Annotated in this window: 17 protein-coding genes and 1 other RNA gene; 7 read left to right on the forward strand and 11 right to left on the reverse strand. The window is 61.3% G+C overall.

The annotated features are described in order from the left end of the window. Nucleotides 1–8 precede the first annotated feature (8 nt). The 10 genes from ACQKIK_RS11780 to ffs form a co-directional block, all read right to left on the reverse strand. On the reverse strand, nt 9–1,649 hold the full coding sequence (locus tag ACQKIK_RS11780; RefSeq protein ID WP_499136075.1) for a cytochrome ubiquinol oxidase subunit I: 1,641 nt from the start codon (nt 1,647–1,649) through the stop codon (nt 9–11). Beyond that, on the reverse strand, nt 1,646–1,885 hold the full coding sequence (gene cydP / locus ACQKIK_RS11785; RefSeq protein ID WP_335743687.1) for a cytochrome oxidase putative small subunit CydP: 240 nt from the start codon (nt 1,883–1,885) through the stop codon (nt 1,646–1,648). The genes ACQKIK_RS11780 and cydP overlap by 4 nt, the downstream gene beginning before the upstream one ends. Before the next feature lie 352 nt (nt 1,886–2,237). Beyond that, entirely contained in the window at nt 2,238–2,792 is a 555-nt protein-coding gene (locus tag ACQKIK_RS11790) for a putative natural product biosynthesis protein (protein ID WP_499136076.1), read from the reverse strand. 104 nt (nt 2,793–2,896) lie between these two features. After that, nucleotides 2,897–3,262 carry a DUF2946 domain-containing protein gene (locus ACQKIK_RS11795; protein ID WP_499136078.1) on the reverse strand — a complete coding sequence of 122 codons (366 nt, stop codon included), beginning with the start codon at nt 3,260–3,262 and terminating at the stop codon, nt 2,897–2,899. Between the two features lie 149 nt (nt 3,263–3,411). Continuing rightward, nucleotides 3,412–4,083 (reverse strand): DNA-3-methyladenine glycosylase I, encoded by a 672-nt coding sequence (locus ACQKIK_RS11800; RefSeq protein ID WP_499136080.1) that lies wholly within the window; start codon nt 4,081–4,083, stop codon nt 3,412–3,414. A gap of 93 nt (nt 4,084–4,176) precedes the next feature. Beyond that, nucleotides 4,177–5,247, reverse strand: a complete 1,071-nt coding sequence (locus ACQKIK_RS11805) for a 3-deoxy-7-phosphoheptulonate synthase (RefSeq protein WP_499136082.1) — start codon at nt 5,245–5,247, stop codon at nt 4,177–4,179. A gap of 267 nt (nt 5,248–5,514) precedes the next feature. Continuing rightward, a complete protein-coding gene (locus ACQKIK_RS11810; RefSeq protein ID WP_499136083.1) occupies nt 5,515–5,643 on the reverse strand; it encodes a hypothetical protein in 129 nt (42 codons plus the stop codon). A gap of 422 nt (nt 5,644–6,065) precedes the next feature. After that, complete coding sequence (efp, locus tag ACQKIK_RS11815; protein ID WP_045425888.1) at nt 6,066–6,632, reverse strand: elongation factor P; 567 nt, start codon at nt 6,630–6,632, stop codon at nt 6,066–6,068. 133 nt (nt 6,633–6,765) lie between these two features. Beyond that, complete coding sequence (gene earP / locus ACQKIK_RS11820) at nt 6,766–7,941, reverse strand: elongation factor P maturation arginine rhamnosyltransferase EarP (protein ID WP_499136085.1); 1,176 nt, start codon at nt 7,939–7,941, stop codon at nt 6,766–6,768. A 287-nt stretch (nt 7,942–8,228) separates the two neighbouring features. Continuing rightward, nucleotides 8,229–8,325, reverse strand: an RNA gene (ffs, locus tag ACQKIK_RS11825) — signal recognition particle sRNA small type. A gap of 303 nt (nt 8,326–8,628) precedes the next feature. On the opposite strand from ffs, the gene ACQKIK_RS11830 reads away from it, so the two are divergent. Then, nucleotides 8,629–9,615 carry an NAD(P)/FAD-dependent oxidoreductase gene (locus ACQKIK_RS11830; RefSeq protein WP_046162393.1) on the forward strand — a complete coding sequence of 329 codons (987 nt, stop codon included), beginning with the start codon at nt 8,629–8,631 and terminating at the stop codon, nt 9,613–9,615. Between the two features lie 70 nt (nt 9,616–9,685). On the opposite strand, the gene ACQKIK_RS11835 is transcribed toward ACQKIK_RS11830, so the two are convergent. Beyond that, nucleotides 9,686–10,615 carry a ZIP family metal transporter gene (locus tag ACQKIK_RS11835; protein WP_499136087.1) on the reverse strand — a complete coding sequence of 310 codons (930 nt, stop codon included), beginning with the start codon at nt 10,613–10,615 and terminating at the stop codon, nt 9,686–9,688. A 242-nt stretch (nt 10,616–10,857) separates the two neighbouring features. Here ACQKIK_RS11835 and ACQKIK_RS11840 point away from each other — a divergent pair, with 242 nt between their 5' ends. The 6 genes from ACQKIK_RS11840 (at nt 10,858) to ACQKIK_RS11865 (ending at nt 18,560) form a co-directional block, all read left to right on the forward strand. Beyond that, nucleotides 10,858–12,042, forward strand: coding sequence for an efflux RND transporter periplasmic adaptor subunit (locus tag ACQKIK_RS11840; RefSeq protein ID WP_463307631.1), 1,185 nt, complete (start codon nt 10,858–10,860; stop codon nt 12,040–12,042). Between the two features lie 5 nt (nt 12,043–12,047). After that, nucleotides 12,048–13,268, forward strand: a complete 1,221-nt coding sequence (locus ACQKIK_RS11845) for an ABC transporter permease (protein WP_499136088.1) — start codon at nt 12,048–12,050, stop codon at nt 13,266–13,268. Further along, nucleotides 13,261–13,992, forward strand: a complete 732-nt coding sequence (locus ACQKIK_RS11850; RefSeq protein WP_499136089.1) for an ABC transporter ATP-binding protein — start codon at nt 13,261–13,263, stop codon at nt 13,990–13,992. The genes ACQKIK_RS11845 and ACQKIK_RS11850 overlap by 8 nt, the downstream gene beginning before the upstream one ends. A 182-nt stretch (nt 13,993–14,174) precedes the next feature. After that, a complete protein-coding gene (locus tag ACQKIK_RS11855) occupies nt 14,175–15,038 on the forward strand; it encodes an MBL fold metallo-hydrolase (RefSeq protein WP_499136090.1) in 864 nt (287 codons plus the stop codon). A gap of 22 nt (nt 15,039–15,060) precedes the next feature. Then, nucleotides 15,061–16,812 carry a bifunctional protein tyrosine phosphatase family protein/NAD(P)/FAD-dependent oxidoreductase gene (locus tag ACQKIK_RS11860; RefSeq protein ID WP_127839652.1) on the forward strand — a complete coding sequence of 584 codons (1,752 nt, stop codon included), beginning with the start codon at nt 15,061–15,063 and terminating at the stop codon, nt 16,810–16,812. After that, nucleotides 16,809–18,560: a SulP family inorganic anion transporter gene (locus ACQKIK_RS11865; RefSeq protein ID WP_127839653.1), complete on the forward strand. Its 1,752-nt coding sequence runs from the start codon at nt 16,809–16,811 to the stop codon at nt 18,558–18,560. The genes ACQKIK_RS11860 and ACQKIK_RS11865 overlap by 4 nt, the downstream gene beginning before the upstream one ends. Nucleotides 18,561–18,580 lie beyond the last annotated feature (20 nt).

Here is an 18,580-nt window from a genome sequence, read left to right on the forward strand (position 1 = left end):
TGTTTACCTCACACAGCGGTCGGTTCGGTGGGCGCGTCTTTTGCAGCTTTCGGCACGGCAACGGCGTCGCGCAGCTTGCGCATGTGGTTGGCGGCGGCTGCTTCGAGCTCGAAGTGATAGCGGCCGGTGTGCAAGCTGCTTGGCCCGAGGCGGGCGAAACGGATCATGAGGAACATTTCCACCACCAGCAGCAGCGTGTAGAAAGCCACCAGCGCCACCAGCGAACCCCAGATATCCCCCGCCGCCAACGTCGAGGCGGACAGATGCGTCGGCAGCAGTTCGGCGATCGACCAGGGCTGACGGCCATGCTCGGCGACGTACCAGCCGGTCTGCGCTGCGATCCATGGCAGCGGCAGGCTGAACAAGGCGAACTTGAGCAGCCAAGGCCTGTTCTCGGCATTGCGCTTGATCGAAGCCCAGCTGGCCAGACCAAACAGCAGCAACATGAGGAAACCCGCCAGGACCATGGCGCGAAAGGTCCAGAACAGGCTGAACACATCGGGGATGGTATCCAGTGCGGCCAGGCGGATCTGCTCGTCACTGGCATCAACCACCTTGTCGGTATAGCGCTTGAGCAGCAGGCCGTAACCCAGGTCCTGCTTGACCTCGTTGAACGCGGCGATGGCCTGCGGTGACTTATCGCCGGCACGCAGTGTTTGCAAACGCTGATAGGCAAGCATGCCGTTGCGGATGCGCAACTCGTGCTCGGCGACTAGCTGCTTGATGCCCTTGACCTCCTCGTCCAGCGAGCGCGTCGCGATCAGCCCCAGCGCATAGGGAATCTTCACCGCATAGTCGGTTCGCTGTTCCTGCTGATTGGGCAAACCGAACAGGGTGAAGCCGGCCGGTGCCGGGTGGGTTTCCCACTCGGCCTCGATGGCGGCCAGCTTGACCTTCTGCACGTCGCCAATCTCATAGCCGGACTCGTCGCCGAGGATGATCACGGAGAGGGTCGAAGCCAGACCGAACACCGCAGCGATGGCGAAGGAGCGACGAGCGAAGCCCAGGTCACGCTTCTTCAGCATATAGAAGGACGAAATCGCCAACACAAAGACCGCCCCAGTGACGTAACCGGCCGACACCGTGTGCACGAATTTGACTTGTGCCACGGGGTTGAACAGCAGCGCGCCGAAATCCACCAGTTCCATGCGCATGGTTTCGAAGTTGAATTCCGAGCCCACCGGATTTTGCATCCAGCCGTTGGCGATCAGGATCCACAATGCCGACAGGTTCGACCCTAGCGCCACCAACCAGGTGACCGCCAGATGTTGCACCCGGCTCAGTCGATCCCAGCCGAAGAAGAACAGACCGATAAAGGTCGACTCGAGGAAGAACGCCATCAGGCCTTCGATCGCCAGCGGGGCGCCAAAGATGTCGCCCACGTAGTGGCTGTAGTAGGCCCAGTTGGTGCCGAACTGGAACTCCATGGTCAGTCCGGTGGTGACGCCGAGGGCGAAATTGATACCGAACAGCTTGCCCCAGAACTGGGTCATGTCCTTGTAGACCTGCTTGCCGGTCATGACGTAGACCGACTCCATGATGGCCAGCAGGAAGGCCAGCCCCAAGGTCAGCGGCACGAAAAGAAAGTGATACATCGCCGTCATGGCGAACTGCAGGCGTGACAGATCGACAACGCTTTCCGAGATCATCTCGGTCCTCCCTCAGGGATAGAATCCCGTGAATAAAGCAAATACTCGGCAACTCGCGCCGAGCCGTTTTCCGGAGTGCTGGGCGCATCGAACCAGATCGTTTTTATGGTTATGAGGATCGCGAGCTTGACCAGCAGAACCAGCGCGATGTCCCGTCTGAGCGATGACCTAAACATGCCTAGCTCCTTGCATTTCAGTGTCGAACCCTGTGCGAGCGCATCGAACTCCGACCGCATGAGGCGATTGAAGCCCCCTTTTGGGGAGGGGGCTGAAGCCCGGTTGTCGCGGTCCGGGCCCAATCGCTTCACCTCGAATCTACCGTGGAACTCTGCTCGGATCCGAGGCAGGGAAAGTGTCCGGTGCGGCCGTCACAGCGGCAACTGCGACAACCTGCCTCGCCGCAGCAACACCGCAGACTTCAGGCAGGCCGTCAAACGCGAGCGCGGCCAAACCACGCGACCGGAGCAGACGCAACATTGGCAGCACGGTGCCCGCTAGAGGCCTCGCGAGGTCTGGCCACAACATCACAACGCGCGCCCAACGCCTGGCTGACAAACGCCAAAACACCCCCGCGGCGCACTGTCGCAGTCAGGGCACCCTCAGCCAGCGTCGAAAGCCGTTGCCACTCGTAGTGGAAAGCGGGCTCCAGGCGAAATCCCAAGGGGCGGGAGGAAGCTCCTCCTGCTCGGCCGCGGGTGACCGCATCCCCAGGCGCACCCGCGGCTTCCAGTCGAATACGTGCTGATCACCGCCTTGCCAGCCAAGCACGATGCCGATTGCCGCGCTGTCGTCGCTGGCCACCCAGCGCGCCGCAGCGGCGATCATCATGGTTTCGATATGCTCCGGCTCGACCAGATCGCGGTAACCGGAACTCAGCAGCCAGCGGCAGACGCCGAGGTGAAAGGTCCAGCCAAGCGCCAGTTGGCAGCCGTAGGCCCAGGTCATGAACTGACGAAAGACGTTCAGGCCATCTGGCGGATCGAGTTTGAGCAACCTCGGGCAAACGTCGAACAAGGCATGCCAGTACGGCAATAACCGGGCGTCCAGGTGGACAAAACTGCGGGCATTGCTGGGGTAATCCGGGAAGGGAAGCCGAAAGCCGATGCGGCCTTCGGTGCGAGCAAATTTTTCCATCATGGCCATGGTGAAAGCCCCTGTATTGACCATCCCGTCGGGTCACCGACGATCTTTTCGTCCGCTCCACAGCCAGGCTGCATTCGGACGGCGAGGGAGTCCGGTCAGGAGTATCAGGGTGCGCGGGGATTCAGCGATGGCCAGTGGTAACGCGGACCACGCTGTTGCGGGCCAGGTCGAGGCAGCGGCACGGTTGCCGGAAACCCCAGCCAACCCAGCGCAAACAACACAGCGATGGCAAGAAAGACCGAGCCGCATAGCGGGCAATCCAGCCCGTGCTCAGCCAGCTCATGAACATCGACGGGGAACGCATCGCCGCCAGCTGACGATGCATTGCTGGCACAGAACGGCTCCTGCCCCATGGCCAGCTCGAATCCCATGTGGGAGCCGTGGTTAAGGCTGCAGACAAAAGCGTTGAGCAGGATGCACGTGAAGAGCACCCATATGATCTGAATACGCTTGTCTTTGACGATGGTCATGTTTTGACTGTACACCGCCTGCGCTTTGGCGGCGCTGCGCCAAACCGCCGCAGAACATCAGGCTATGCGCTGTTCCTGTCACGAGCGGCATCGCCGGCCAACGATGCCACGCGTACAGGCTTCGACACTCCGCTCATAGGCCCAGCTCGTCAGTGGTTGACCGTAAACGCCAGCATTGCCGAGAGCTGAGACATGGGTCGGCCGCTCTCGCTGTGCCATTGGTTGAACACCGATTGCACGGCCGCCTGATCCCGCTGGCTGCTGGGCACCTTGTCCACTACCTTTTGCGCCTTGAGCGCAGCGACAACGTCATTGCTGGGGATGAACGTATCCTTACCCGCCATGCGCAGCAGACGCGGCGCCGACAGGCCTCCCAGCTGGGTGCCGTGCTTGGCCAGATAGCGCCACAGACCGACGATATCGGTGATCGGCCAATCAGCGATCAGGTTGCCGAAACTCCCCTTCTCTTTCGCCACGTCTAGCACGAACTGGGCGTTGCGCGGCACGCTCTTGAGTTTGCCTAGGTGGCGGATGATCCGGGCGTCCTGCATCAGTCGCTCGATGTGTTCGCCCCCCATTAGCACCAGCTTTTCGGGATCGAAACGAAAGAAAACCTCTTCGAACGCCGGCCACTTGGCGTCGACCAGACTGTGCTTGAGCCCAGCCCGGAAGATTCTGAGGCTGATCAGCGAAAGGTAACGGTCATCCGCAATCGCGCGAAGCTCATCGCCACTGTTGGGCTGTGGCAGGCGGCTCTCCAGCGCTGCGGCCGAGCCGAAACGATTGAGGCAGTATTCGTGCAGCCATTTGTAGTCGCGCATGCAGGTCCTGAGTCATCGATCGAACGAGCCGCACAGGTTGCCCTCGGCTACCCAACGTCGCAAGCCCGACCGTCGCGGCCGGGCTCGTTCACTCTAGCGGCGCAGTCGATCCGCCTCGCGAAGCAGCATCCGCTCGGTCGCACTCCAGCCAAGGCAGCCGTCGGTAATGGATACGCCATATCTCAGCTCGCCGGACAGTGGCTGGCAGCCGTCGAACAGGTGGCTTTCGAGCATCACGCCGCGCAGACTCGAATCGCCAGCCATGCGCTGATCGACAACGGACGCCAGCACCGCTGGCTGACTCAGTGGGTTTTTACCGCTGTTGGCATGACTGCAGTCGACCATGATGCGCTGGGCAATACCCTGGCGCTGCAACGTATCCCGCGCCTTTGCGACGCTGTCTTCATCATAGTTTGGCCCCGAGTGCCCGCCACGTAACACCAGGTGGGTGTCCGCATTGCCACTCGTGCTCAGCAGCGCTGGATGCCCGAGTTCGTCGATTCCGAAGTGCTGATGCGGATGCTCAGCTGAGCGCATGGCATCGCAAGCAATCCCGAGGCTGCCATCGGTGCCGTTCTTGAAACCCACCGGCAGGTCGAGCCCGCTGACCATTTCACGATGGATTTGCGACTCGCTGGTACGTGCTCCGATCGCCGCCCAGCCAAGCAGGTCATCGAAATAGCCCGCCGCCAGGGGTTGTAACAGTTCGGTCGCGATCGGCAGCCCACACGCCAGAATATCTAGCATCAACCGGCGCGATATGTGCAGCCCTTCCGCCATGTCACCGCTACCATCGAGCTGCGGATCGTAAACCAGCCCCTTCCAGCCGACCGTTGTACGTGGTTTCTCGACATAGGCACGCATCACCAGCAGCAGCTGATCGCTGACCTGCGGGGCCAATTCAGCCAGCCGCGCCGCATATTCGAGCGCGGACACCGGATCGTGCAACGAACAAGGGCCAACCACCACCAGCAGGCGCGGGTCATCGCCGTTGAGTACGGCGCGAATGGCTTCTCGTTGATCTCGAACGCGCTCGTCAAGCGATGCGCTGAGGGGCAGCCGTTGCCGCAGTAAAGCGGGACTCGGTAACGGAAGAGCGCTACGTCTGGCTGGGGCGGAGGAAACGTTGCAGGTGATGGCTGGAGCGTTGAGTGGTGCATTCATGACTGGCGGTCCTTTGGCCGGCGCGGCATGCCGCGTCGGCGCTAGCGAAGTGTTCGGTCTAGGTGTGTCGGTGCGGCGGCGGTGAAGCGGCTAAATCGCCAGTCATAGCGGTAGGTGCGGTAAGCGCTGGTCTCGTTGTACATGGTGCTGCCCTCGATACGTGAGGCCTTCTCAGGCCAGAAAAAACAAAACCCCCGGTCGGGTGGCCGACCGGGGGTTCGAAAACTGTCTGGTGGCGACCCTGATTGCTAGGGCGCCTGTGGGGTATCAGGCGCGCCGATGGCTAAACCAATACCCAAACAAATAACCGTCAGCCGCAATCGCCTGACCACGCAGCAACGCCGAGCGCATGGCGCCAGTGTGTTCAAGGATCAAAGGAATCAGGTTGAGCAGCATGCTGTTCTCCAAAGGATGTCCGAACCATACTCCAGCGCGTCGACTCGTTTCAACCGGTACAGCGCCGGAATCGGTACCCCCGCTGCTCTGTTCCGAGGGCCTGATCTCACATCAGTCGCAATGCCGCTGCTTGGGGTTCCGGGCTGGAGACGCGCCTATTCGGCTGAGCATACAGCCACCCTCCCGAAGCAAGTTGAAGGAACGCTTCTTCGCAGGGTAAGCGCACCCCTCTCATGCCAGCTTCCACGCTTCAGTATGAAACCTTCTACATGACGCGTTTCCTGCGTACCGCGATGAACGCAGACACCGTGCAGGCGGCCGCCACTAGTCACCGCCCCCCAAAAAAACGAAACCCCGCATTAAGCGGGGTTCGGTCTCAAGTCAACCGGCGCCAGGCCGGGCTTGTCCGCGCAGGGCTGAAATCAGGCCTTGATACGGGACTTGTACTCGCCGGTGCGAGTGTCGATTTCGATCGAGTCGCCGATTTCGCAAAAAGCAGAAACCTGCAGCTCGGCGCCATTCTTCAGGCGCGCAGTCTTCATCACCTTGCCGGACGTGTCGCCGCGAACGGACGGCTCGGTGTAAACGATTTCACGAACGATGGTGTTCGGCAGTTCGACCGAGATCACCTTGTCGTTATAGAAAGTGGCTTCGCAGACGTCACTCATGCCGTCTTCGATGAAGGTCATCACGCCTTCGAGGTCATCTTTTTCGATTTCGTACTGGTTGAACTCTTCGTCCATGAAGACGTACAGCGGGTCAGCGAAGTAGGAATAGGTCACTTCCTTGCGCTCGAGAATGACCGGCTCCAGCTTGTCATCAGCCTTGTAAACGGTCTCGGTCGCCGAACCATTGAGCAGGTTCTTCAGCTTCATCTTGACCACGGCACTGTTACGACCGGACTTGTTGAACTCGGCTTTCTGGATGATCCAGGGTGCGCCGTTGATAACGGCCACTTGGCCGGCACGGAACTCTTGTGCGGTTTTCATACGAATATCCGAATGGAATTAGAGACATAAAACAGGCCGCGTATCATAGGGTCTGTTCCTGTTTCGTCGCAAGCCGCGTTACTGCGACGTATGGCGCCATTGCCGCCCCTATATTGGCAGCCTTGCCGAACGGTCAAGCCGGAGCAGCCACGGGTCGGACCGAAGCAGGCCCTAACCAGTCTGCGTAAAAAAGCATCAGTTTCCCGGCCAGATCGCCGTTGGCAACCTGCTTGTGTGTCCAGCGGTCAGCATGCGCCTGCAGCTCTGCCTCATGCTCCAATATCGCGGTCCAGGCCTTGCCGCTGCCTGTGCCCTCGTTCCAGGCCCGCCAGAACTCACGTAGCGCTAGCTCGGCCTGCGGGGAAAGGTCGCGCACGTATAGGTCCAGATAAGCGTTGAGCTTGTCCCAGTGCGCATCTTCATCCTGAGGATAGATATGCCAGACCAACGGCCGCCCTGCCCACTGCGCCCGGATGAAGGATTCTTCACCGCGCACGGCATTGAACTCGCAGCACCAGAGCAGCATGTCGTACTGGTTCTGGGTCATGAACGGCAGCACTGCAATCTGCAGCGCACCACGGGCATGACGGTCACCGGCTCGCAACTGCTCGAGCCCCAGCCAGGCAGCCACGTCGCCCAGAACCCGGCCCTCAGGCACCAGCAGCTGCGATGGGCGCGCATCAGCAGCCAGCGCATCGAGCCATCCGGCGACGGCGCGATTCTCATAGGCGAACAGTGAGAGCAAGCGCGCGCCGGCCGGCGCGGTCAAATCGAAGCTCTGGAGAAAGGCTTCACGTAGCACCGGGTTGGCTTGAAACGCCTCCCGGCGTGCCAGTAGATCGCCCTCGCGAATCAATCCGCCGGTGCCCTGCTCGAAGCCCGGAAAGAAGAAATACTTCTGCAAGCCATCGGGCTGCATAGAAGGCAGCGCATGGCAGCCCACCACCCAATCTTCTGCACTGAGGTATTCCAAGTTGAGCCAGAGGATGCGGCGCCCACTGCAAGCCATTTCCTTTATATATGCGTCGGGGAGCTGGCAGGCAAAAGCCTCAATCACCACATCGGCCAGCTCTGCGCCGGGCCAAACAGGTGTCCAATGACGCACCTCGACACCTTCATGCCATTGCTGATCGGCGGTGGTGCTGCTACCCGGACAAAGCCGAGCGAAGGTATCGAGATCATCGACCCACAGCCGCACGCGCTGGCCGTGCTCTGCCACCAACTGCCGCGCCAGCCGCCAGGTCACGCCAATGTCACCGTAGTTGTCAACGACGACGCAAAAGATGTCCCAGCTTGTTTTAACTGCCAAACGAAACCCCTCGAATGATCCATTCCAGGCTGTTTGTGCCTGCAGGATGCCTGCAAAAGAATACTGACTACGTCCTACCAACCACGTTTAAAGCGAGGCGCGTGTCGACAATGCCAAGCGCTCTCGGCTGCTTCCATGGGCGAACTTGTATGGTTTTTTCGAGCATTGCAGTCGGCAAGCTGTCGCCCATCATGCCGATAAGAAGGCGTGACGAATCTTTCCGACTCACAGGAAGCCGATGCTAGGGGAATATAAAGAGGGAAAAATACTATCGTCATGGAGGTGAACCCTACCAGCCACACCCCGGCACACAATGTCACCGCTGCGGCTGCTCCCTTCCAGGCCTGACCGGGTTCACGGTTGATCGTTGCGGGGGGACCGGCAGGGCCCACCATGACAAACCCGCCTGGCGGCGAGCGGCGCCATTGTACCGGCTTATCAGCAACTTACAACCACTGCCTACGAACAGCGGATACCCTGGCCGAATGCGCTGCTCGAAGGGAGCGTGACCGTCGGTCAGCAACCCCGGAAACCGGGGAGCTGTTTACCGCATTGCGTCGAAACCCTCTAGCCAAAGACAGGCGTCTGTCAGAGGATGGGGAGGCTAAGCGCTATCGAACGCTTGTCATGAAATCATGCCGCAACCAATCGTTTGTGCGGCTGATCGCACCAGCACACGAGGTAATCATGAGCAAGGCTCCAATCGCCATCATCGGTACCGGGATCGCGGGCCTTTCCGCAGCCCGTACACTTCACGATGCCGGGCAGCCCGTACATCTGTTCGACAAGAGCCGCGGCAGTGGTGGCCGCATGGCCAGTAAACGCAGCGATGCAGGCTCGCTTGATCTGGGCGCGCAGTACTTTACCGCCAGGGATCGCCGCTTCACCGACGCCCTGCGCCAGTGGCACGCCGAGGGCTGGGTCGACCAGTGGTCGCCGAGCCTTTTCCAGGCTCGCGACGGACAGCTGACGCCTTCTGCCGACGAGCAAGTGCGCTGGGTTGGCACGCCGACCATGAGCGCAATCACCCGCGGCCTGTTGGGCGAACTGCCGGTCACCTTCAGTTGCCGCATCACAGAGGTGTTTCGCGGTGAGCAGTTTTGGACACTAGTCGACGCCTCCGGTGCCAGCCACGGCCCCTTCAGCCACGTGGTGGTTGCGGTTCCGGCACCCCAGGCTGCGGCGTTGCTACCAAGCGCCCCCAAGCTCGCGGCCGTTGCGGCAAGCGTCGCTATGGAACCGACATGGGCGGTTTCGCTGGGATTTGCCACACCGTTGAGCACCCAGGTAGAAGGCTGTTTCGTTCAGGACGATGCACTGGACTGGATCGCTCGCAACCGCAGCAAACCGGGGCGAGACGGCGAATTCGACACTTGGGTGCTGCACGGCACCAGCAACTGGAGCCGCCAGCATCTCGACCTATCAAAGGAAGCGGTGATCGAGCGCCTGCACGGCGCTTTCGCGGAGCTGATCGACTGCGTAGTGCCGGCACCGGAGTTCACCCTGGCACATCGCTGGCTGTATGCCCGACCGGCCCAGGCCCATGAGTGGACGGCGCTAGCCGACGCCGGACTGGGCCTGTATGCATGTGGTGACTGGTGCCTGTCCGGCCGGGTCGAAGGTGCCTGGCTCAGCGGCCAGGAAGCAGCCCGCCGGCTACTGGAAAATCTATAAGCAAAGCCTTGCGCCTGCTCGATCACATCCGCCGGGCTGCCTTAATGCGGCAGCCTGGCGCTAGCTGAGCTCAACCCAGCGCGGTGTCCAGAAACATCATCACGGCGAAGCCCAACATCAATCCGAGCGTCGCGGGCGTCTGATGGCCGTTGCGGTGGGTCTCAGGGATAACCTCATGGGACACCACGAAGATCATGGCACCAGCAGCCAAGCCGAGACTGACCGGATAAGCAATGGCGAATCCGCTGGACATGCCGATGCCAACCAGCGCACCGATGGGCTCCATCAGCCCGGAGGCTGCCGCTATCAGTACGGAGGCACGCGCGGACAACCCTGTCGTGCGCAGTGCCAGTGCAACGGCAAGGCCCTCCGGGATGTCCTGAATCGAGATCGCAGTGGTCAATGGCAGACCAACACTCAAGTCGCCATTGGCGAAACTCACGCCAATGGCCATGCCCTCTGGAATGTTGTGCAGGGCGATGGCGAGAACGAACAGCCACACTCGGTTAAGCCGCGCGAATTCGGGGCCGCGGGGTCCTGTGCTCTCATGCTCATGCGGTGTGAAGTGGTCCAACCCGAGCATCAGCAAAACGCCGAGGCCGAGCCCGACCACTACGGTCAAAGCCGCAGCGGGCCCGTTGCCAAACAGCTCACGGCCGGCTTCCAGTCCCGGCAGGATCAACGAAAATGCACTGGCTGCCAGCATCATCCCGGCCGCGAAACCCAGCATGCTGTCCTGGCTGCGACTAGAGAGGTCGCGCAGGCCGATCGCCAAAAAAGCGCCAACAGCCGTGGCAACGAAACCGGCGCTCCCGCCCAGCATGGCGTAGCGAACGTTACTGGACTCATTATTGAAAGCGTTGACACCACCGGCCACCAGCAGTAGGAGGACGACCACCGCGGCAGCGGCAAGACTGAGGGTAATCCACGGACTGGCCTGGGCCTGAGCGAGCCAGACGGAGCGTAAAGCGGCAGCGGGGCTTTGAGCGGTTGACGCCATGATCAGTAAATCCTGACAGCGGGAAGGTTGATTGTACGCAGCCTCTTATCAGGGCGAGGCTATGGCTGTGATAGTCCTGCACTACGAAGGGACTCACTGTTTGAACCCAAGAGTCTGCTGATGATTCAACGCTGTTGGGCTGTCTCCGCCGAGTGATGCCTGCGCTGTACCCATAACGCGTGATTGTCCGTAAGCTTGTGGCGTCTGATGGTCGTCATGTGCCGCACAGGGAGTGGTCCGTTTTGCCTGCCGCCAAATCAATCCGCCGCGCGTTTGTATTACTCATTGTGCTGCTTTTGATTGCAGGCTGGCTGGGCTGGCGTCAGTTGCAAGGACCGGAGCTGCCTGGTTACCGGTTGGAAACACGGCCATTGGTGCAACGCGTGGTCGCCAGTGGAGAGGTGGACACCCAGTCGCTGGTCCAGATCGGCAGCGAGATCACTGGCGTCGTTGCCGAGCGGCATGTGCGTGAAGGCGATGCGGTGAAAGCCGGTGACTTGCTGCTGGAGCTGCGCGACGACGAGCAGCGGGCCCGTTTGCGCGAAGCCGAAGCTGCCCTGCAGCAACTGATCGACTCCACTCGCCCGCAGGCAGAAGCATCAGCACGCGAGACCCAACACAACTTCGAGCAGGCAAGCCGCGAGCTGAAACGCCGGCAAGTACTGTTCGACCGCAAGTTGCTGGCTTCCGAACCGCTTGAACAGGCGCGCCGCGCGGAACTGACGGCGCGCGCTGTGCGTGATCGTGCACGGTTCGCCGCTGCAGCGCTGGCCGCGGGCGGTAGCGAAGAGCAGGTGCAGCGCCAGCGCCTGGAAGCGGCACGCGCGGCGCTGGCGAAAACCCGCATCCAAGCGCAGGTGGAGGGCATCGTACAGACACGCGACGTCGAACCCGGTGACCTGGTCCAGCCAGGCCGCACACTGCTGACTATCGCGCGCTCCGGCAGCAGGGAAATCCTCCTGCCTCTGGACGAGAAGAACCTGGCGCCAGTCGAGCTCGGGCAGGCAGCCAAAGTTGTCGCTGATGCTTATCCCGAACGGGTGCTGCAAGCACGGGTCAGCTTCATCGCGCCGAGCGTCGATACGGCTCGCGGCACCCTCGATGTCCACCTCGACCTGCAGGGGCCAGCCGATTTCTTGCGTCAGGGCATGACGGTATCGGTGAACATCGAGACGGGTCGCCGTGAACAGGCGCTGGTGTTACCCAACGATGCCCTCCTCGCCCGCAACGGCAATCGTGCTCAGGTGCTACGGGTAAACGACGGTGTGGTCGAGCGCGTCGATGTTCGCCTGGGCCTGCTGGGTACTGCACTGAGCGAGGTGGTCGAAGGCCTGGCTGCTGGCGACCTGGTGCTCGCCGGCGATGCCGAAGCTGGCCAGCGCGTGCGAGTTCGTGAGCAACCGATGCCTCGCGGCATCCAGGATTGACCGCCGTGCGCCTGGCAGACTCAATCTGGACGGAATGGTTGATTGCCCTGCGCTTCCTCCTGGACAACCGCATGCAGTCGCTTCTGATCATCTTCGGCATTGCAGTCGGCTCTGCGGTCATCGTGTTCATCACCGCATTGATCACTGGGCTGCAGGCCAACGTCATCGAACGGACCCTGGGCACCCAGGCGCATATCCGTATCCTGCCGCCCGATGAGGTCAACCGCGTTCTGCCTGCCGACGATGGCAGCTGGTCGTTAGTACTGGAGAATCCACGAGCGCAGCGCCTGCGCTCGATCATTAACTGGCAGGACATTCGCGACGTGCTCGATGAAGATCCGCAGGTACTTGCCGTGTCGCCCGTCATCAGCGGTCCGGCTATCGCCCGACGCGGCGTCGCGCGGGCATCCGTCGCGCTGCTCGGTATCGATCCGGTGCGTTATCAGCAGATCATCCCACTGACCGATGACCTGATAGCCGGCCAGTTCACTGTCGGCGCCGGCAATGCAGTGATTGGCAAAGAACTCGCCCGTGACCTGGGCCTTGGCATCGGCGACAAGCTAAAGCTAGACGCCGGCGAAGGCCGCGAGGCGGTGGTCGACATCGCCGGGATCTTCGAACTAGGGGTGCGCGAGCTGGATGCGCGCTATGTCTACCTCGACCTGAAGCAAACCCAGACGCTGCTCGACCTGGCTGGAGGCGTCACTGTCATCGACACCACCGTCGGTGAAATCTTCGAAGCCGACCGCATCGCCAAACGACTGGCCCGCCTGACCGGCCTGCGTGCCGAAAGTTGGATGGAAACCAACGGTCAGCTGCTCAACGCGCTCAGTTCGCAAAGCATGACCACTGAGATGATCCGCATCTTTGTCGGGATTTCCGTTGCCTTTGGCATCGCCAGCGTGTTGGCCGTGAGCGTCGTCCAACGTACCCGCGAGATCGGCATTCTACGGGCGATGGGCAGCCCGCGTGGGCAGATACTCCGCGTGTTCCTGCTGCAAGGGGGCTTGCTCGGTTTGCTCGGCTCAGCTTGTGGCGGCGCCGTCGGCTGGGGTCTGGTACAGGCCTTCAATCTGGCGGGGCCACGCCTGTTTTTCATACCGGTCGACCCGACGCTTGTACCTCTGGCAATGCTGGTCGCAACGGTTACCGGTGTGCTGGCTGCCGCCATGCCAGCGCGCCGCGCGGCGCGCTACGACCCTGCCGTGGCGATCCGCTATGTCTGAATCCGATGCCAGCCAGAACGTCGAAGAAGTGCTGCGTCTCGAACAGGTACGCAAGGCATTCAACTTCGGAACCCCTCTGGAAACGGAAGTGCTGCACGGTATCGACTTACGTCTGTACCGCGGTGAACTGACCGCGCTCATCGGGCCATCCGGCTCCGGCAAAAGCACCCTGCTTAACCTGATCGGGCTGCTCGACGCGCCCAGCTCAGGCGAGCTTTATCTGCTCGGCCAGCCCACCCGCATCAGTGATGATGAAACCCGCACACGTCTGCGCAATCAGGCCATCGGTTTCGTGTTTCAGTTTCACCATCTGATTTCTGCGTTCAGCGTACTGGAGAATGTGCTGATGCCATTGATGATCCGACATGGCAAGCCCTCGAGTGCGGATATCGACCTGGCCCGCAGTCTGTTGAACGAAGTCGGGCTCGACGCGTTCGCCGACAAGAAACCCACGCAAATATCCGGTGGTCAGCAACAAAGGGTCGCGATTGCCCGCGCGCTGGTTACCCGCCCTCCGCTGCTGCTGGCCGACGAGCCGACCGGGAATCTCGACACTCGCACCGCGCAAAGCGTGTTCGAGCTGTTCCACCGTATTAATGTCCAGTTCGGTTGCGCCGTACTGGTTGTGACCCATGATCCGCGACTGGCCGCCGACTGCGCGCGAACCATTCAATTGGTTGATGGCCGTATCGTCAGCGACCACTCCCGCACCGAAACACGCTGATCCCTGCCCCCCGCCCGAGCCGGTCAAAGCTTTCGTCAGCGAACTCAGCTTCGCCTTGAAATACCGGCAGAATTGGCTCGCCCCGCTTAATAACTATTAAGTCTAAGCATATAACCGTATCTAGCGCTAAGATCCTTCCAGGCATACCCCCACCCGTATCAAGCCAAGCGAAGGAGCAAGCCATGAATGCCCGTGTTGAAGCGTTCTTCGATCCCGCGACCTTTACGTACAGCTATGTAGTCAGCGACCCAGAAACGCGTCAGTGTGCGTTGATTGACTCGGTGCTGGATTATGATCCGGCGTCGGGCCGCACCTCGCATGCCGGGGCTGAGCGGTTGGTCGATTACGTGCGCGAACACGACCTGAAGGTGCAATGGCTGCTCGAAACCCATGTGCATGCCGACCACCTGAGCGCCGCGCCATACCTAAAACAGCGGCTGGGGGGGACATTAGCGATCGGTGATCAGATCACCGTGGTACAGGACACCTTTGGCGCCCTGTTCAACGCTGGTAGCGAGTTCGCCACGGATGGCCGTCAGTTCGATCGTCTCTTCCACGACGGTGATGTCTTTCAGGTTGGCCACATCCAGGCGCGGGCGATTCATACGCCAGGCCACACGCCAGCCTGCATGACCTATGTGATCGGCGACGCCGCGTTCGTCGGTGACACCTTGTTCATGCCCGATTACGGCACCGCGCGCTGCGACTTCCCCGGTGGAAATGCGCGGACGCTGTACCAGTCGATCCAAAAATTGTTCACGCTACCAGCCGAGACCCGGGTGTTCATGTGCCACGACTACAAGGCACCGGGACGCGAAGAGTTTCGCTACGAGACCAGCATTGCAGCCGAACGTGAGCACAACATCCACGTACACAGCGGCGTCAGCGAAGACGACTTCGTCGCCATGCGCACCGCGCGCGACGCCACCCTGGCGATGCCCGCGCTGATTCTGCCGTCGGTGCAGATCAACATGCGCGGCGGTGAGCTGCCAGCGCCTGAAAGCAACGGTACTCGCTATTTGAAGATTCCTTTGGACGCGCTGTAACTGCCTGCGTGGAGGACGTCACATGCAAACCCTAAAACGCCTGACACCCTTCATCTCGGTGGCCGCCCAGCTGGATCCGGCCGATATGGCCCTGCTGGCGGGAAGCGGCTTTCGCTGCGTCATCAACAACCGTCCGGACAACGAGGGCGAAGGCCAGCCGTCCAGTAATGCTATACGCGCTGCGGCCGAGCAATCAGGCCTTGAGTACCACCACCTTCCGGTAGTTTCCGGGCAGATCAGCGATACCGATGTCGCAGCCTTTCGCGCGCTTCTGGAGCGGGTCAAAGGCCCCGTGTTGGCGTTCTGCCGGACCGGCACCCGTTCAGCATCTCTCTGGGCGTTGGCCGAGGCTCATCATCTGGACCCTGATCAACTCATCCAAACCGCTCGACAGGCTGATTACGATTTGACTGCCCTGCGACCGCGCCTGGAGCAGTACTGGCAATATGCAGCGGGCGGACCGCCGCTGAGCCCTACCCCCACGTTCGCCGCCACGCCACGTTATGACGTGCTGGTAGTCGGCGGCGGAGCGGCTGGCTGCGCCGTGACGGCCAGTTTGCTCAAGCGCGATCCCGACCTGCGCATCGCAATCATCGAACCACGGGAACAGCATTACTATCAGCCGGGCTGGACGCTCGTCGGTGCCGGCGTGTTCGATCGCGCCAACACCGAACGCGCCATGAGCCGTTGTATCCCGACAAAGGCACAGTGGATTCGCGCAGCCGTCGAGGCCTTCGATCCGGAGCATCAGCAGGTGGTGCTTGAGGACGGCAGCCGCATCGGTTACCGCTCGCTGGTGGTCTGTCCGGGCCTGAGCCTCGACTGGGACGCTATCGAAGGCGTGCGTGACAGTCTCGGAAAATTCGGCGTGACGTCCAATTACGCCTTCGAGCTGGCGCCTTACACCTGGCAACTGGTACAGCATCTGCGCCATGGCAAAGCCCTGTTCACCCAGCCGCCCATGCCCATCAAGTGTGCCGGTGCACCGCAGAAGGCCATGTACCTATCCTGCGACCACTGGCTCAAGGGAAGCGTGCTGAAGGACATACAGGTGGACTTCTGCTCAGCTGGGGCGGTGCTGTTCGGCGTCGCCGAGTTCGTGCCTGACCTGATGCGCTACGTGGAACGTTACGGCGCCACACTCAACTTCAATAACAACCTGATCGCAGTAGACGGCCCGGCGCGTAAAGCCTGGTTCAAGGTGTCTGACGGAACCGGCCAGAGCAGCACGGTCGAACGCGAGTTCGATCTGCTGCACGTCGTGCCGCCGCAGCATGCACCCGATTTCATTCGCCGAAGCCCACTGAGCAACGCCGATGGCTGGTTCGAAGCCGAGCATGAAACCCTTCGCCACCCCCGCTTCGGCAATATCTTCAGTCTCGGTGACGTGTGCTCTGCACCAAACGCGAAGACTGCTGCAGCAGTGCGCAAGCAAGCACCGGTTGTGGCGGAGAACGTACTGAGCGTGCTCAGCGGCAAGGGACCGCAAGCCATCTATGACGGCTATGGCTCCTGCCCACTAACTGTCGAGTTTGGCAAAGTGATCCTCGCCGAGTTTGGATACGGCGGCAAACTGTTGCCGACTTTCCCCCTTGACCCCAGGGTGCCCCGGCGTCTGGCCTGGAAACTGAAAACACGGTGGATGCCGTCGATCTACTTCGACATGATGCTCAAGGGCCATGAGTGGCTGGCCGAGCCGAAACATCTGGACTTCGAGCCACGGCCAGCCGAGGCGCTCAACGCCTGTGATTTTACTCAGGAGAAGAAAGGATGATGCAGCGGCTCGCCCGCCACCTACCGTGTCTGGAATGGGGGAAACAGTATGACAAGGCCGATGCGGCCAAGGACAGCCTGGCCGCGCTGATCGTAACGCTAATGCTGATCCCGCAGAGCCTGGCCTACGCGATGCTTGCAGGCCTGCCACCGGTGGCAGGCCTGTACGCCAGTATCCTGCCACTGATCGCATACACGCTTTTCGGCACCAGCCGCACTTTGGCGGTCGGCCCCGTCGCCGTGGTATCGCTGATGACGGCTGCCGCCCTCGGCCCTTTGTTCGCTTCCGGCAGCGCCGCGTATGCAGGCGCAGCACTGCTGCTGGCACTGATGTCCGGCGCGACCCTGCTGGCCATGGCGGTTCTACGGCTGGGTTTCCTCGCCAATTTCCTTAGCCATCCGGTGATCTCCGGCTTCATCAGCGCCTCGGGCATACTGATTGCCCTCGGTCAGTTCAAGCACATTCTCGGCATCCCAGTCACTGGTGACAACGCGCTGCAGCTGCTACGAGGATTGATCCAAGGCCTGCCAGAAACGCACCTGCCCACACTCGCCATCGGCACCAGCAGTCTGGTTTTCCTGTTTTTAGTGCGTAGCCGCCTGGGCCGCTGGCTGCAACGGCTGGGCATGGACGCCCGCACCGCTGGCACGCTGACCAAAATCGGGCCGGTCGTTGCCCTGCTCCTGGCGATAGCGGCGGTCAGCGGCTTTCACCTCGCCGCTGCAGGGGTTCGGGTGGTCGGCGAAGTGCCCCAGGGGCTTCCATCATTGAGCCTGCCACCGCTAGACCTGGCCCTTATTGCTCAGCTTCTGCCTGCGGCAGTGCTGATCAGTCTGGTTGGCTTCGTCGAGTCGGTCTCAGTGGCACAAACCCTGGCCGCCAAACGCCGCGAACGCATCGAACCCAATCAGGAGCTAGTCGCCCTGGGTGGTGCCAATATAGCCGCGGCGCTGAGCGGAGGTTTTCCGGTCACCGGCGGTTTCGCCCGCTCGGTGGTTAACTTCGATGCCGGTGCACAGACGCCACTGGCTGGTGCGCTAACAGCATTCGGCATCGGCGTGACGGTATTGTTCTTCACACCGCTGTTTCACAACCTGCCACATGCTGTGTTGGCCGCCACCATCATCGTGGCCGTACTCAGCCTGGTGGATCTCACCGCGCTCACCCGCACTTGGCGTTACTCCCGCCAGGATGCGGCCGCCATGGCTGCCACCATGCTCGGCGTACTGCTGATCGGCGTCGAGACCGGCATCATCATGGGCGTGGGCCTATCATTGCTGCTGTTTCTCTGGAGAACCAGCCAACCGCATATTGCGGTCGTAGGACAGCTCCCCGGCAGCGAGCACTTTCGCAACATCGAGCGTTTCGCCGTGGTACAGAGCCCCAGGGTGCTTTCGGTGCGGGTCGATGAAAGCCTCTATTTTCCCAACGCGCGGTTTCTCGAGGACCGCATTGCCGAGCTGTTGGGCCAATACCCGCACGCCGAGCATCTCGTGCTGATGTGTCCCGGGGTCAATCTGATAGATGCCAGCGCACTGGAAAGCCTCGAAGCCATCTCCGCACGTCTTCACACTGCTGGCGTCCAGCTTCACCTCTCCGAAGTAAAGGGGCCCGTGATGGACCGGCTGCGCCGCACCGATTTCCTCGAACACTTCGGCGGGCAGGTGTTCATCAGCCAGTACGAAGCGCTGCTCGCCCTGGATTCGCAGACCACTCGACACGCCCTTGAACGGCAACGTTGCAACTGAACCAGCATGGGAGACCGTAG

It is taken from the genome of Pseudomonas sp. NPDC047961 (genome assembly GCF_050272435.1).
GTDB lineage: Bacteria > Pseudomonadota > Gammaproteobacteria > Pseudomonadales > Pseudomonadaceae > Stutzerimonas.